Here is a 13,417-nt window from a genome sequence, read left to right on the forward strand (position 1 = left end):
TTTAATAAAAATTAATAAGAATAACCAAGGTCAGAGTTTTGAATAAACTTGTTCAGTAAAACTATAGGCAAAGGATTGATTGTATGCTGACATTACTTGGTGTTGGCATGATTTTGTGCTTCATGTACTTAATCATGTCCAAACGTTTAAGCCCTATTATTGCTTTAATTCTCATCCCGTTTATTTTTTCTCTCATTGCTTGGGGCCTAGGTCATTACTTTGAAAGTTTAAGTCACATTGAACTTAAAGGTCTCAGTGAGATGATGCTGGATGGCATCAAAAAATTAGCGCCAACTGGCGTAATGCTTTTATTCGCAATTTTGTATTTTGCCTTAATGATCGATGCAGGTCTTTTCGACCCACCGGTTAAATGGATTTTGAAAAAAGTTAAAGGCGATCCTTTAAAAATTACTCTAGGAACTGTCTTTTTAACCACTCTCGTTTCTTTAGATGGTGATGGCTCAACCACTTATATGATCTGTGTGGCTGCAATGTTGCCACTTTATCAACGTCTAGGAATGAACACACTCATCATGACTGCGCTTATGCTTTTATGTAGTGGTGTAATGAACCTAACGCCATGGGGTGGTCCTACTGCTCGTGCTGCAAGTGCGTTACAAGTTGATCCAAGCCATATTTTCGTACCAATGATCCTTCCAATGATCATTAGTATTGGTTGGTTATTCTTCTTGGCATATTTATATGGCCGCTATGAGCAAAAACGTTTAGGCGTGATTGAGCTTGAAAGTCATCATGGTGACAATATTACCGTGTCGAAAGATCCTGAAGCGACGCGTCCACATTTACGCAAAGTAAATATGGTACTTACTATTATTCTCATGATTGCATTAATCAAAGGCATTTTGCCAATGTCAGTGCTATTCATGCTAGCGTTCTGTATTGCAATGCTGATTAACTATCCAGATGTTGATATGCAGAAAAAGCGTATCGCAATGCATGCAGATAGTATTTTAGCTGTTGTAGGTTTAATTTTCGCAGCAGGTATTTTCACAGGTATTCTATCTGGTACAGGTATGGTTGAGGCGATGTCTAAAGAATTCGTCGCAATGATTCCTCCAAGCATGGGTCCATATCTTGCACCGATTACCGCTTTAGTCAGTATGCCTTTGACATTCTTTATGTCAAATGATGCATTCTTCTATGGTGTTTTACCAATTCTTGCTGAAGCGGCTTCACATTACGGTATTAGCCCAGAAGCTATTGCTCGTGCATCAATTGTAGGTCAACCAGTACACTTACTATCGCCTCTTGTTCCATCAACTTACTTGTTATGCGGTCTTGCTAAAGTTGACTTTGCAGATCATCAAAAGTTCACATTTAAATGGGCATTTATAACATGTATGGTTTTGATGGGCACCGCATTAGTGATTGGCGTTTTCCCGCTCTTTAGTACACTTTAATTATTCCCCTAAAAATAAAAGCCCCAAACGGGGCTTTTATTTTTATTTATTTATATACTCAATCATGGCGTCTAAGAACGCATGAAAGTGCAAGCTAATATCTTCTTCTAAAATTTTATAGGCATTATCAAATTGCACCATTGGCCAACCTTCTTTCCAAAATGGGAAGATGTCATGTAAGTCATGAGTAACTATTGCATCTTCTCGAACAATCGCTTGTGAAATTTGTGCCAAAACTTGCGCTGTTTCTGCACCATCAATAGCTAAATAATCAATACCACGCGCTTTTAAAATACGAATTCGATCTTTTTTATAGCGAATTTTTTTAGCTTGAGCTGCATTTAAACCTAGTGCAAGAGTAACTGCCTCTACAAACTTTTCTTCAAAATTTGTATTCAGTGCCACTAAAGCCTGTTTATGTGCTTCCTGACGTCCTGCTTTCCCCCCGTTACGGATGATCTCATTTGCTTCCGTATCTAGCTTATCTTTTTTCATCGACTGTAAAATGTCTAAAATTTCGATATCGCTTAAAGATTCAGGAGATTGCTCAAACATAGGAGTCTCTATACATACAACTAAAGGCGTATTCTCTCATAAAAGCGATACTAAAGCAGAGTAAAATTTTAAATAGCCCATTATCTTGAATATTTTTATAGTCCTAACTTCATAGACTACACTCATAAAATCAAATAATTCTTCGGTTATAATTTTAATTATTTGCCAAATTAATTTTACCCTGATAATATTATTTTACCCCGATAAAAATATATGGCTAAAATGAATACTAAAATCACCTATACTGCCTTCACTGGAAGCACGCTTATTGCAAGTGACTCCCTTATTGAACTTGCAAAAAAACTCAAAGATCTTCCGAAAACAACGGAAAATATTCTGATTTTTAATGATCAAACAGGTCAACAAATTGATCTTGATCTTTCTGGTTCGGAACAAGAAATTCAACAACGTTATGCTGAACCGGAAGAAATTAAAAAAGTTGGACGACCTAAACTCGGAGTAATTTCTCGTGAAATCACTTTACAAAAAAAACATTGGGATTGGTTAGATCAACAAAGCGCGAGTGCCTCAGCAGTGATTCGCAAGTTAATTGATAAAGAGTTAAATAACCCAAACTCTGAAGGCAATATTATGCTCACCAAACAAGCCATCGACCGTTTTATGTCTGCTATGTTGGGCAATATGCCAAATTACGAAGAAGCAACACGGGCCTTATATCAAGGTGATCGAGAAGTTTTTTTAAAAATGATTCAGAGCTATCCTAAAGATATAAAAGAGCATCTGATTCAAAAAACCCAAAATATTTTTTAATTTTTTGATTATTCCAGCTTCTTGATAAGCGGAACAATCAGACATGATCTATAAATCATCTTCATCATTTATTGAAGATGTCATTTTCATATCAAGATTTTTATAATCACCCCCCTGCAAACAACTTAGACATCTCTCTTTCAATTCATCAATCATTTGCTGTTGCTTTACCTCTCCACCGTCAAAGCTAGATAAAGCATCAATCTCATCAAAACATGCGATTACATATTTTAGATCGTTAGAAATTATTGTAGATTTTAAAAGTTCATTAGAAAAGCTCGACCTTGCTAAAGACCATATTCCAGCTTCAGGAGAAAGAATTCCCTGTTTCATTCCCTCTAAAACTCCCAAAGCTAGTGAAGCGATATAGAATTCAGCATTTTTATTAAGGGTTTCAAGTTTCATATATTAGAGATGTAGTTATATAAAAATATAGAGTATACACAATACAAAAAACCCGCTTACGCGGGTTTTTTCAAAATCAATTCAGTCTATTAAAGACGAACTAATTCCACAACTTTTTCAGCTGCCTCTTCAACGGTTTCAGCAGTAACTTCTGTATCTGTACCATCCACAGCCGTAGTAATAACTACAACACCTGTCTCACGCAATAAAGTAATTTGATCAGCAGTTAAGTTGGCTTTTGCAATCGCAACTACACCTTGTTGGATCAATAAACTTTCTAAAACTTGAGCTTTCTCGATTAACTGTGCAGAAATCCCAATCACCGCTGGCTTTTGGCCCAAACGTGCAGCACGATCTTCAGCTGTTACAGGATTGCTATGTGCAGTCCATTCAACAGCAGCCTCAACCATACCCGCACCAACAGTTACGTTGCTTAAGCGGTCAATAAAGATGAATGAACCTGTATAACGAGAATCTTGATATTGATCAAACACAACTGGCGCATCGAACTCAACTACAACATCTGCAATTGCATTTAACTCAAGCTCTTCCACATGAGTATGTTCAAGTGTATTCACATTCACTCGATAGTGAATATTAGTGACTTTAGCAGGAACAGTCTGGGTACCAATTTTAACGTTGTACAACTTACCTTTCACGAGCGGATGTTCATTCATCCATACCACTGAAGCACGAACGCTACGTGAAATTAATGGTTGCTCGCCAGCACGCACCAGAACGTTACCACGGCTAATATCAATTTCATCATTCAGGGTCAATGTAACCGCTTGACCCGCTACAGCCTGCTCAAGGTTTCCATCAAAAGTAACGATTTCTTTAACTGTTGAACGCTTACCTGATGGTAGTGCAACAATCTCATCACCAACATTGATTTCACCTAAAGCAACGGTACCCGCAAAACCACGGAAATCAAGATTTGGACGGTTTACATACTGAACAGGGAAACGGAATTCGTGTTTGTTTGATTCACGACTAATTTCCACTGACTCAAGAATGCTCATCAAGGTTTGACCCTTGTACCAAGGCGTATGAGCTGACGGATTTACAACGTTATCGCCATTTAAAGCAGAGATTGGTACAAACTGAATATTGGCTGGACGGCGATCACCTAATTGGCTTACGAAAGCATCATATTCAATCTGAATTTCAGTAAAACGTTCAGGTGAATATTCAACCAAGTCCATCTTATTGATTGCAACAACAATATTCTTAATACCAAGCAAACTTGCAATAAAGGTATGGCGACGAGTTTGAGTTTGTACACCATAACGTGCATCAATCAAGATGATTGCCAAGTCCGCAGTTGACGCACCTGTTGCCATGTTACGTGTATATTGCTCATGTCCTGGGGTATCCGCAATAATAAACTTACGCTTTTCTGTTGAGAAATAACGGTAAGCTACGTCAATGGTAATACCCTGCTCACGCTCAGCCTGCAAACCATCTACAAGTAATGCCAAGTCCGGTGCATCACCTGTTGTGCCCACTTTCTTACTGTCACGTGTTACAGCTTGCAATTGATCTTCATAAATCAATTTTGAATCGTAGAGTAAACGTCCAATAAGCGTACTTTTACCATCGTCTACGTTACCGCAAGTCAAAAAGCGTAGAAGGTCTTTTTGTTCATGTTGCTTTAAATAGGCCAAGATATCTTGACTGATTAATTCTGATTGATGAGACATTGCTCAAACTCCACAAATTTAGAAATTGTCTTAGAAATAGCCTTCTTGCTTTTTCTTTTCCATTGAGCCCGCTTCATCATGGTCAATCATACGACCCTGACGCTCAGAACTCGTGGCTAAAAGCATCTCTTGGATAATTTCAGGTAACGTATCTGCTTCAGACTCAACTGCACCAGTTAACGGGTAACAGCCAAGCGTACGGAAACGTACAGACTTCATCTGTGGAACTTCACCCTCTTTTAGACGCATACGCTCATCATCAACCATGATTAACGTACCGCTACGCTCTACTACTGGACGAACAGCAGAGAAATAAAGAGGAACGATTTGAATATTTTCTAAATAAATATATTGCCAGATATCTAACTCAGTCCAGTTAGATAAAGGGAATACACGAATACTTTCACCTTTGTTCACTTTACCATTGTAAAGATTCCAAAGTTCAGGGCGTTGGTTTTTCGGGTCCCAACGGTGTTTGCTATCGCGGAATGAATACACACGCTCTTTTGCACGTGATTTTTCTTCATCACGACGTGCACCACCAAAAGCAGCATCAAATTGATATTTATCCAAAGCCTGTTTTAAAGCTTGGGTTTTCATAATATCTGTATATTTTGAACTACCATGATCAAATGGGTTGATCCCAGCTTCACGGCCTTCTTTGTTCTGATGAACAATTAAGTCAAAACCATGAGTTTTTGCCATGTTATCGCGAAACGCGATCATGTCTTTAAATTTCCAACCCGTATCTACATGTAATAATGGGAATGGAAGTTTAGCTGGATAAAATGCTTTTAACGCAAGATGAAGCATCACAGCCGAGTCTTTACCAATTGAGTAAAGCATGACTGGGTTTTCGAATTCTGCAGCAACTTCACGGATAATATGAATGCTTTCAGCTTCAAGTTGCTTGAGATGTGTGAGTCTTGATTCAGTCATGAACACGTCCTTCTCTATCCATTTTGCCCATAAAATCTAGAAGTAGTATTAAACCACCACCTAGAAGACCATGTGGAGGAACGAGTGCCATAACAACTCCAATTTTTCGTGATAGATAATCCAACCACAAGCCTTTATATGGCTTATAGCATTAGTTATGCATTATAGTGATTTAAAACCGATTCCTTTTGCTTGTTTTTTCATATTGATATTCGATTTAATCATATACATGTAATATGCTGATTCACTTGCATAACTTTGTAATCCTAGCTTGTGTAGTCAACTTAAGCAAATCATGTTCTAGTCTTTAGTTTTCTTTAAAAGCCATAAAAAAAGAGAAGCATTAATCGCTTCTCTTTTCTAAAACATGATCTAATCTTAGAAACCAAACATTTTACGTTCTAATGGAATTTCAATACCAATAGACGCACCAGCATCATTACCTTCAAGATCTGAATCACTTACCCAACCATTAATTTTTAATGGAAGATCAGGTTTGATGAAATGCGTCCACGTTAAATCAAGTGCTTTAATTTCATCATCTTTAGGGAATGCTTTATTGATTGCCAAGTTAGATTGGTTAACTTTAACCACCATAGCACGACCACTTAAACGGTTCATAACATCAAAGCGGATATCGCCACCCACCGAATACATTTGCCCATCACCACCTATCGCGTGACCTAATGGGAAACCATGTTGGTAATAGCCATCTTTATAAACCGAATGCGTATAAGAGATACTCTTTACATCCCCATTAGTACGCGTATCTGCCCATTCTGCATAAAGTTGATATGGCATATCATTGTAGCTTGACGAATAATCAACCCCAGCTAAATACATCTTTTTAGATGGCAAATAACCGGCCTCATCCTCACCCACATATTGACCATAAAGACTTACTGGAATATTTAAAAGAGGTTGCAATAATAAGCGCCCATCAAACCCAGCCAATTGGTTTGATGGATTTTCAGTATCGCCATAGACATTATCGTTACCCTTAATAGCATCCCATAAAGAGCTAAAACTTTCCGAACGTCCGTCTCCACCCCACTGAATTGTACGTGAAGCACCTAGTTCCAAATATGGTAATGGTTGTGCAGTTATGCGTAGACCCAATAATTTAGCATCAGGTACTGCTTTATAATCATCTAATTGACCAGCAAATGCTTGGTATTGCCAAGGTCCAATCCAAGACAACCATTTTGTCTCAAAAGCATTTTGCACAGCACGTTGTGCAGTTACCCCATAAACTGGTCGACTAGCATCACCACGAATTAAGCTACCATCGTGTCCAGGTCCCCACCATGTTGGAATTTGACCTGCAACTACCCATTGATTCCAAAGTTTACCAGCGACATATGAACCTTCAACATTCACATCTTGTCCATTATCAATTTGAGGATCTTTTTCTGCATTTACTCGGATTTTAGCATCCCAGTTTTCACCGCCAGCATTAAACTCTAATGAACCTTGATATTGAGCTTTTTGGTTATCACCGAATGCTTGAGGAATATTTTTAATATCAGATTCAGCAAAAGCACCCACTTTAACTGTATTGTTATCTGCTTTTAATGCATTAAGTACTGAATTAATAACTTTTTGTTGAGCTGGATGAGACACTTTTGCTTGAGAAAGTGCTCTTTGAATTTCATCACCACTTAACGGCCAAGTTGAAGTACTAATATTAATAACACCTTGTTGATTTAACCAGTTTAAATCGGTGCGTAAATCTTCATTATTTAGCACTAAACCTTGTGCAAAAATAGCGGATGAAGCAGTTGCCAATATTGCAATCGAAAGTGTTTTTCTTAGAAACATGCCAGCCAATTCTCAAAGTTATTTATGAGCAACACCTTAAATTTTTTATCACAACTTTGCAATTGTTAAACTGTGCAATTACATTTTTTAACGCTATCTTAAGGTTAGTATAATTAGGTAAATTTCTAGATATAAAAAGTAATAAAAAAGGCAGTATAAATACTGCCTTTTTGCATTTTAGAAGATTAACCTTCTTTACGGCGCATATGCGGGAATAAAATTACATCGCGGATACTTGGTGCGTCAGCAAATAACATGACTAAACGGTCGATACCGATACCTTCACCTGCTGTTGGAGGTAAACCATATTCTAATGCTTCAACAAATTCTGCATCGTAATGCATTGCTTCATCATCACCAGCGTCTTTTTCAGCAACTTGCGCTTGGAAACGCTCAGCCTGATCGATTGGGTCATTTAACTCGCTGAAACCATTTGCCAATTCACGACCACCGATGAAGAATTCAAAACGATCTGTAACGTGTGGATTGTCATCATTACGACGCGCCAATGGAGAAGTTTCCGCTGGATAATCAGTAATAAATGTTGGCTGACGAAGTTTAGTTTCAACAGTTTCTTCAAATACGATCGTTTGAAGCTTACCTAAACCAAAACCAGGCTTAACCTCTTCTTTCAACTCTTCACGAATAAATTCTGCAAGAAACTCGCGATCACCTACATTTTCAGGCGTGAACTGCGGATTATTCTCTAAGATCGCATCGAACATAGAGATTTTTTTGAATGGTCCTTTGAAGCTAAACACTTCACCTTGGTAAGGAACATCAGTTGTACCTAGAATATCCAAAGCCAACTTTTCAAGCATATTTTCAGTTAATGCCATTAAGTCTTTATAATCAGCATATGCCTGATAAAACTCGATCATCGTGAATTCAGGGTTGTGACGTGTTGACACCCCTTCATTACGGAAGTTACGGTTAATTTCAAACACACGCTCAAAACCACCAACAACTAAACGCTTCAAATAAAGTTCAGGTGCAATACGTAAGAATAAAGGCATATCCAAAGCATTGTGATGTGTTTCGAATGGACGTGCAGAAGCACCACCCGGAATCACATGCATCATTGGCGTTTCAACTTCCATGAAACGTTCATTGTTTAAGAATGCTCGAATACCTGCAACAACTTTGGCACGGATTTCAAAAGTCTTACGTGTTTCTTCATTCACAATTAAGTCAAGGTAACGTTTACGGTACTTAACTTCTGTGTCATTTAAGCCATGAAATTTATCTGGTAACGGACGAAGCGATTTTGTAAGAAGTTCAAAACCTTCAAGATGAACATATAAGTCACCTTTGCCTGAACGTCCGATATAACCTTCGGCAGCAATAATGTCACCAAGATCTAAACCTTTAATAGTTTCAAGAATATCTTTTGGTAAGCCTTTACGGTCAACATATAACTGAATACGACCTGTCATGTCTTGAATCACCATGAAAGAACCACGGTTTAACATGACACGGCCAGCCACTTTTACATAGACATGCTCAGCGCTTTCAATTTGTTCTTTCGACTGATCTTTAAATTGTTCTTGTAGATCAGCAGCATAATGTTCACGCTTAAAAGTATTTGGCCAAGGACTCTTTCCAGTTTCCTTCGCAACATCTTGGATTTGCTTTAATTTGGCATGACGCTGTGCAATTAAATCGTTTTCGGAAATAGTTGGTTCAGAAGTCGATTGAGCGTTTTGTTGCGTCATCTCTGCCTCGATTAAGTAAAAATGAAGTGACATAGCTTAACAGATTGCAGGAGTTTTTCGAATGATTTCAAGCAAACAAAAATGAAAAAAGACAATTTATGGAAACGAGCAGTACTTTTTAAAGGCAAAATGACTTAGACCAATCGCTAAGATCATTTTTTAAAGCTTTTAGTAAAATATAAAAAAATCCAAATAACCTCGATATTCAAAGGCCCTATTTGCCTTGTATTTTATCAATGAGATTGTGTCGTAAATAATGAAAATTCTATTTTTACATGGCTTGGATTCTTCTCGTGAATCGACAAAGTTCCACGCCATTTTACATCCTGAAAAATTTTGTATTGACGTTGATTATCGTAATTTAAGTTATGCATCTGTTGAGTACTTTTATCACCAAGCTATTCAGACGATTAAACCAGATTTACTGGTTGGTCACAGCCTTGGAGGATATTGGGCCTTAAAAACTGCCGCTCAACATAAATTAGCTGTTATTGTGGCAAATCCAAGTCTTACGCCTAGTTTTCGACCTGATTATCCTCAGCTTTCCGAAGAGGAACTTACCCTCTCTAATCCTAAAATGGCTTATTTAGAATTAGGAGATGAGCAACTTGATATGTATCAGGTTCAAGAAAAACTTGCTCCCTACATGAATATTGAAACCTTTGAAGGCGGACATCATCGTTTGGCCTACCCTTCTCGTATCAATGATTTGATTATGAAAATTTATAAAAAATATTTGGCTTAAATTAATGCAGATTGCCTATTTTTCTTCTGCTAATTTCTTGATTACGTTAAATCCTTGAACAAAGCCACTTTTCAACATACCCATATATTCAGGTAAGGTGGCTAATTCAACTCTTAAAGTAGTTACATTATTGTGTTGGTTTAAAAAATATTTTTCTTGGGAACCACTCCAACCTTTAACTTCTTCACTTTCTAAATCTTCCTTACCATCCTTAATCATTCCTAAATGTTTAAAAATCAAGATTTCCGGCTTTTTCAATTCTTCAATGGTAGAGACCATGCCATTTCCTTCACCATCTAGGAAATAAGTTTTACCACCGATTTGCCAATCGGTACGCATTGAGGAATCTGGAGCAAAAAATTTTGTCCAAGCATTATATGTCTCGTTATTCCAAAGTAATTCCCATACTTTTTCTATAGGTGCCTCAATTTCTACTTCGTATACTAAATTTTCCATACTTAAGTTCCCTGATTTATTCCGTTCTTATACTGTCGAATTTTAATTTTCGCGTTTAATAATGACATCTGTTGAATCTTTATTTGTTGTTATTTAGCTTTCTTATTATATAAATCTTTTAAATGAGCAGACACTTTTTATTTCTCAATAATTTCACAAACAACATTAAGTTTAAAATTAACGTTAAGAATGTATTAGTTATTATTAGTTTATGCTCAAGTTTTGCCTAAAAAACCACTTATTTGTCCTAACCTGCCATTCATCTTTGCTTACGAATGATTAAACTCCGTTATTTGCTTTACATTAAATGTAGAACTGCGTAAAAATTTGATATCCGATCAAAGGCACATTGGTTATTATTGACCGGATCGTGGTTACATTATTAATAGATGGAATAGTTTTACTGAAAGGCAGCTTTGAGCAAACTTATCAGTGCGGAGAGTCTCATGAAAAAATATCAATGTATCGTTTGTGGATGGATTTACGATGAAGCAGAAGGTTGGCCACAAGACGGCATTGCAGCTGGAACAAAATGGGAAGATATCCCTGATGACTGGACTTGCCCTGATTGCGGCGTTTCAAAAGCTGACTTCGAAATGATCGAAATCTAATGACTTCAAGTAAAAGGCCATGATTGACATGGTCTTTTTTACGAATATTACCAATCACCGTATTAAATAAATAATTCTAACTCTGGAGAGAAAAATGCATCCTATCGTCATTATCGGATCAGGCATGGCGGGTTATACCTTAGCACGTGAATTTCGTAAGCTTAGTCCAGAGCAAGAACTTGTGATGATTTGTGCGGATGATGCAGTGAATTATGCAAAACCAACATTATCAAATGCATTTGCAGGTAAAAAAGCACCTGAACAAATTCCATTAGGTGATGCTGCAAAAATGGGTACCCAACTCAATATGCGTATTGAGCCTTTTACTTTCGTAAAAGAAATTTTGACTGAACGCCATGAGCTTGTTCTTGAGAAAGACGGGGTAACTTCGAATCAACCCTATTCAAAACTAATTTTAGCTGTTGGTGCTAACCCAATTCGTCTTGCAATTGCAGGCGATGGTAGCGATGACATTCATGTAGTGAACTCGCTAATTGATTACCGTGCTTTCCGTGAAAATCTAGCTCAACGTAAAGACAAGCGTGTTGTTATTTTAGGAGCTGGTTTGATTGGTTGTGAATTTGCCAATGACTTACTTCACAGTGAATATGAGATTACTGTCATTGATTTGGCACCTCAACCATTAGGCCGCTTATTGCCAGGTCATATTGCTTCTGCATTCCAGCAAAATCTCGAAGAGGCTGGTGTTAAATTTGCATTAGGCACAACAGTTGAGAAAGTCAGCAAAATTAATGATGGCGAAGATTATGCGATTACACTCGCAAATGGCCAAACTTTGGTAGCAGACATTGTTCTTTCAGCCATTGGTTTACAGCCAAATATTTCACTTGCTAAAAGTGCAGATATTCAAACAAGCCGTGGAATTATTACCAATAGTTTACTTGAAACGAATCAAGCCGACATTTATGCAATTGGCGATTGTGCAGAAGTAAGTGGCACGCTACTTCCATATGTAATGCCGATTATGCAGCAAGCTCGTGCTCTTGCAAAAACCCTCAGCGGACAACAAACTGCCGTACACTACCCTGCTATGCCCGTTGCAGTAAAAACTCCTGCAGCTCCACTTACAGTATTACCGGCACCAGTAGATGTAGAAGTGAACTGGGAAACAGAAGAGTTCGACGATGGTATGCTTGCTAAAGCAATTGACAATGAAGGAACATTGCGTGGTTTCGTATTGTTAGGTGCAACAGCAGGTAAACAACGCTTAACTTTAACAAAGCTTGTTCCAGATCTTATTCCAGCCCAAGCATAAGGTTTGAATCAGGAATACTCTTTTGAGAGTATTCCTTTAAGGAATGAATAACATGAATAGTGCCTTACAGTTTAACATTTCGCCCTACACATCTTTCATGCAAGAAACCAAAGTCAACTTAGGCAATGGTATTGAGCTACATGTAGAAGTAGGTGGAAAACCGGAACATCCAACCATTTTGCTGATTATGGGTCTTGGGGCTCAAATGCTTTTCTGGCCAGATTTCTTCTGTAAATCACTCATTGATCAAGGTTTTCGTGTTATTCGTTTTGATAACCGTGATATTGGCCTTTCTTCAAAAGTACGTCATGAAGGTAAACGGTTAAATACGGTTAAATTGATGGGTCGCTTTGCGCTGGGGTTAAGTAACCAAGGAGCGCCTTATACTCTGCATGATATGGCAGATGATGTATCAATGCTCATTGACCGCTTAGGCGTGACTAAAACACATGTCATTGGTGCATCAATGGGCGGGATGATCGCTCAAATTCTTGCAGCAAAATATCCTGAAAAGGTTGAGAAATTGGGGCTCATGTTTACAAGTAATAATCAGCCTTTTTTACCCCCTCCTTTTCCGAAACAGCTTTTGAGTTTAATTGGCAAACCTGAGTCACGTGACGAAGATGGTATTGTTAATCACAGTTTAAAATTATTTCAATTGATTGGTTCACCTGGTTACGTCAACCAGATTGAAGCAATGCAAACTGCACGCAAACTTTATCAACGTAGCTATTATCCTGCTGGTGTACTTCAACAGTTTTTAGCAATATTATGTACAGGCTCCTTACTTCAACTAGACCGTGAAATTAAGCAACCTGCGTTAGTCTTACATGGCTCTCGTGATCGCTTACTTCCACCTAGTCATGGTAAGGCTGTAGCAAAAGCAATTTCCGGTGCTAAGTTTGAATTAATTGATGGAATGGGGCATGATATCCCTGCACATTTTATTCCTCAGCTTAGCGGTTTATTTGCGCATCATTTTAAATCATCATACTAGGA

The 13,417-nt window shown here is 37.8% G+C and carries 14 protein-coding genes; 6 read left to right on the top strand and 8 right to left on the bottom strand.

Annotation, left to right across the window (positions count from 1 at the left end; genetic code table 11):
• Positions 1-83 precede the first annotated feature (83 nt).
• A complete protein-coding gene (locus ACYU0V_RS13485) occupies positions 84-1,421 on the top strand; it encodes a CitMHS family transporter (RefSeq protein ID WP_002117607.1) in 1,338 nt (445 codons plus the stop codon).
• Between the two features lie 42 nt (positions 1,422-1,463).
• Here ACYU0V_RS13485 and ACYU0V_RS13490 read toward each other — a convergent pair whose 3' ends face one another.
• Positions 1,464-1,976 carry a hypothetical protein gene (locus ACYU0V_RS13490; RefSeq protein WP_002117749.1) on the bottom strand — a complete coding sequence of 171 codons (513 nt, stop codon included), beginning with the start codon at positions 1,974-1,976 and terminating at the stop codon, positions 1,464-1,466.
• Between the two features lie 213 nt (positions 1,977-2,189).
• Between ACYU0V_RS13490 and ACYU0V_RS13495 the strand changes: the two genes are divergently transcribed.
• Complete coding sequence (locus ACYU0V_RS13495; RefSeq protein ID WP_461847848.1) at positions 2,190-2,747, top strand: DUF2239 family protein; 558 nt, start codon at positions 2,190-2,192, stop codon at positions 2,745-2,747.
• 48 nt (positions 2,748-2,795) lie between these two features.
• On the opposite strand, the gene ACYU0V_RS13500 is transcribed toward ACYU0V_RS13495, so the two are convergent.
• The 6 genes from ACYU0V_RS13500 to lysS all read right to left on the bottom strand — a co-directional run bounded on the left by ACYU0V_RS13500 (position 2,796) and on the right by lysS (position 9,330).
• Positions 2,796-3,152: a hypothetical protein gene (locus ACYU0V_RS13500; RefSeq protein ID WP_461847850.1), complete on the bottom strand. Its 357-nt coding sequence runs from the start codon at positions 3,150-3,152 to the stop codon at positions 2,796-2,798.
• Positions 3,153-3,241: 89 nt separating this feature from the next.
• Positions 3,242-4,855, bottom strand: a complete 1,614-nt coding sequence (gene cysN, locus ACYU0V_RS13505) for a sulfate adenylyltransferase subunit CysN (protein ID WP_032056838.1) — start codon at positions 4,853-4,855, stop codon at positions 3,242-3,244.
• A 30-nt stretch (positions 4,856-4,885) separates the two neighbouring features.
• Complete coding sequence (cysD, locus tag ACYU0V_RS13510; RefSeq protein WP_000140408.1) at positions 4,886-5,794, bottom strand: sulfate adenylyltransferase subunit CysD; 909 nt, start codon at positions 5,792-5,794, stop codon at positions 4,886-4,888.
• Positions 5,787-5,918, bottom strand: coding sequence for a hypothetical protein (locus ACYU0V_RS13515; RefSeq protein ID WP_002117520.1), 132 nt, complete (start codon positions 5,916-5,918; stop codon positions 5,787-5,789). The genes cysD and ACYU0V_RS13515 overlap by 8 nt, the downstream gene beginning before the upstream one ends.
• A gap of 254 nt (positions 5,919-6,172) precedes the next feature.
• A complete protein-coding gene (locus ACYU0V_RS13520; protein WP_461847861.1) occupies positions 6,173-7,615 on the bottom strand; it encodes a capsule assembly Wzi family protein in 1,443 nt (480 codons plus the stop codon).
• A gap of 185 nt (positions 7,616-7,800) precedes the next feature.
• Positions 7,801-9,330 (bottom strand): lysine--tRNA ligase, encoded by a 1,530-nt coding sequence (lysS, locus tag ACYU0V_RS13525; protein WP_461847862.1) that lies wholly within the window; start codon positions 9,328-9,330, stop codon positions 7,801-7,803.
• 256 nt (positions 9,331-9,586) lie between these two features.
• On the opposite strand from lysS, the gene ACYU0V_RS13530 reads away from it, so the two are divergent.
• Positions 9,587-10,075, top strand: a complete 489-nt coding sequence (locus tag ACYU0V_RS13530) for a YqiA/YcfP family alpha/beta fold hydrolase (RefSeq protein ID WP_017387145.1) — start codon at positions 9,587-9,589, stop codon at positions 10,073-10,075.
• A gap of 15 nt (positions 10,076-10,090) precedes the next feature.
• On the opposite strand, the gene ACYU0V_RS13535 is transcribed toward ACYU0V_RS13530, so the two are convergent.
• Positions 10,091-10,531, bottom strand: a complete 441-nt coding sequence (locus ACYU0V_RS13535) for an SRPBCC family protein (protein ID WP_349913211.1) — start codon at positions 10,529-10,531, stop codon at positions 10,091-10,093.
• A gap of 446 nt (positions 10,532-10,977) precedes the next feature.
• On the opposite strand from ACYU0V_RS13535, the gene rubA reads away from it, so the two are divergent.
• The 3 genes from rubA to estB all read left to right on the top strand — a co-directional run bounded on the left by rubA (position 10,978) and on the right by estB (position 13,415).
• On the top strand, positions 10,978-11,142 hold the full coding sequence (rubA, locus tag ACYU0V_RS13540) for a rubredoxin RubA (protein ID WP_000760495.1): 165 nt from the start codon (positions 10,978-10,980) through the stop codon (positions 11,140-11,142).
• A 94-nt stretch (positions 11,143-11,236) separates the two neighbouring features.
• The gene (gene rubB, locus ACYU0V_RS13545; RefSeq protein WP_461847868.1) at positions 11,237-12,418 is read left to right on the top strand and encodes a rubredoxin reductase RubB; all 1,182 of its coding nucleotides are present in this window, start codon (positions 11,237-11,239) and stop codon (positions 12,416-12,418) included.
• 52 nt (positions 12,419-12,470) lie between these two features.
• A complete protein-coding gene (gene estB, locus ACYU0V_RS13550; protein WP_002117541.1) occupies positions 12,471-13,415 on the top strand; it encodes an esterase EstB in 945 nt (314 codons plus the stop codon).
• Positions 13,416-13,417: the final 2 nt, after the last annotated feature.

The organism is Acinetobacter sp. X9, assembly GCF_054889255.1.

Excerpts from the sequence above, each read along its gene's own strand:
- ACYU0V_RS13485 (WP_002117607.1), top strand. The coding sequence starts at position 84 with ATGCTGACATTACTTGGTGTTGGCATGATTTTGTGCTTCATGTACTTA.
- ACYU0V_RS13490 (WP_002117749.1), bottom strand. The coding sequence starts at position 1,976 with ATGTTTGAGCAATCTCCTGAATCTTTAAGCGATATCGAAATTTTAGAC.
- ACYU0V_RS13495 (WP_461847848.1), top strand. The coding sequence starts at position 2,190 with ATGGCTAAAATGAATACTAAAATCACCTATACTGCCTTCACTGGAAGC.
- ACYU0V_RS13500 (WP_461847850.1), bottom strand. The coding sequence starts at position 3,152 with ATGAAACTTGAAACCCTTAATAAAAATGCTGAATTCTATATCGCTTCA.
- cysN (WP_032056838.1), bottom strand. The coding sequence starts at position 4,855 with ATGTCTCATCAATCAGAATTAATCAGTCAAGATATCTTGGCCTATTTA.
- cysD (WP_000140408.1), bottom strand. The coding sequence starts at position 5,794 with ATGACTGAATCAAGACTCACACATCTCAAGCAACTTGAAGCTGAAAGC.
- ACYU0V_RS13520 (WP_461847861.1), bottom strand. The coding sequence starts at position 7,615 with ATGTTTCTAAGAAAAACACTTTCGATTGCAATATTGGCAACTGCTTCA.
- lysS (WP_461847862.1), bottom strand. The coding sequence starts at position 9,330 with ATGACGCAACAAAACGCTCAATCGACTTCTGAACCAACTATTTCCGAA.
- ACYU0V_RS13530 (WP_017387145.1), top strand. The coding sequence starts at position 9,587 with ATGAAAATTCTATTTTTACATGGCTTGGATTCTTCTCGTGAATCGACA.
- ACYU0V_RS13535 (WP_349913211.1), bottom strand. The coding sequence starts at position 10,531 with ATGGAAAATTTAGTATACGAAGTAGAAATTGAGGCACCTATAGAAAAA.
- rubA (WP_000760495.1), top strand. The coding sequence starts at position 10,978 with ATGAAAAAATATCAATGTATCGTTTGTGGATGGATTTACGATGAAGCA.
- rubB (WP_461847868.1), top strand. The coding sequence starts at position 11,237 with ATGCATCCTATCGTCATTATCGGATCAGGCATGGCGGGTTATACCTTA.
- estB (WP_002117541.1), top strand. The coding sequence starts at position 12,471 with ATGAATAGTGCCTTACAGTTTAACATTTCGCCCTACACATCTTTCATG.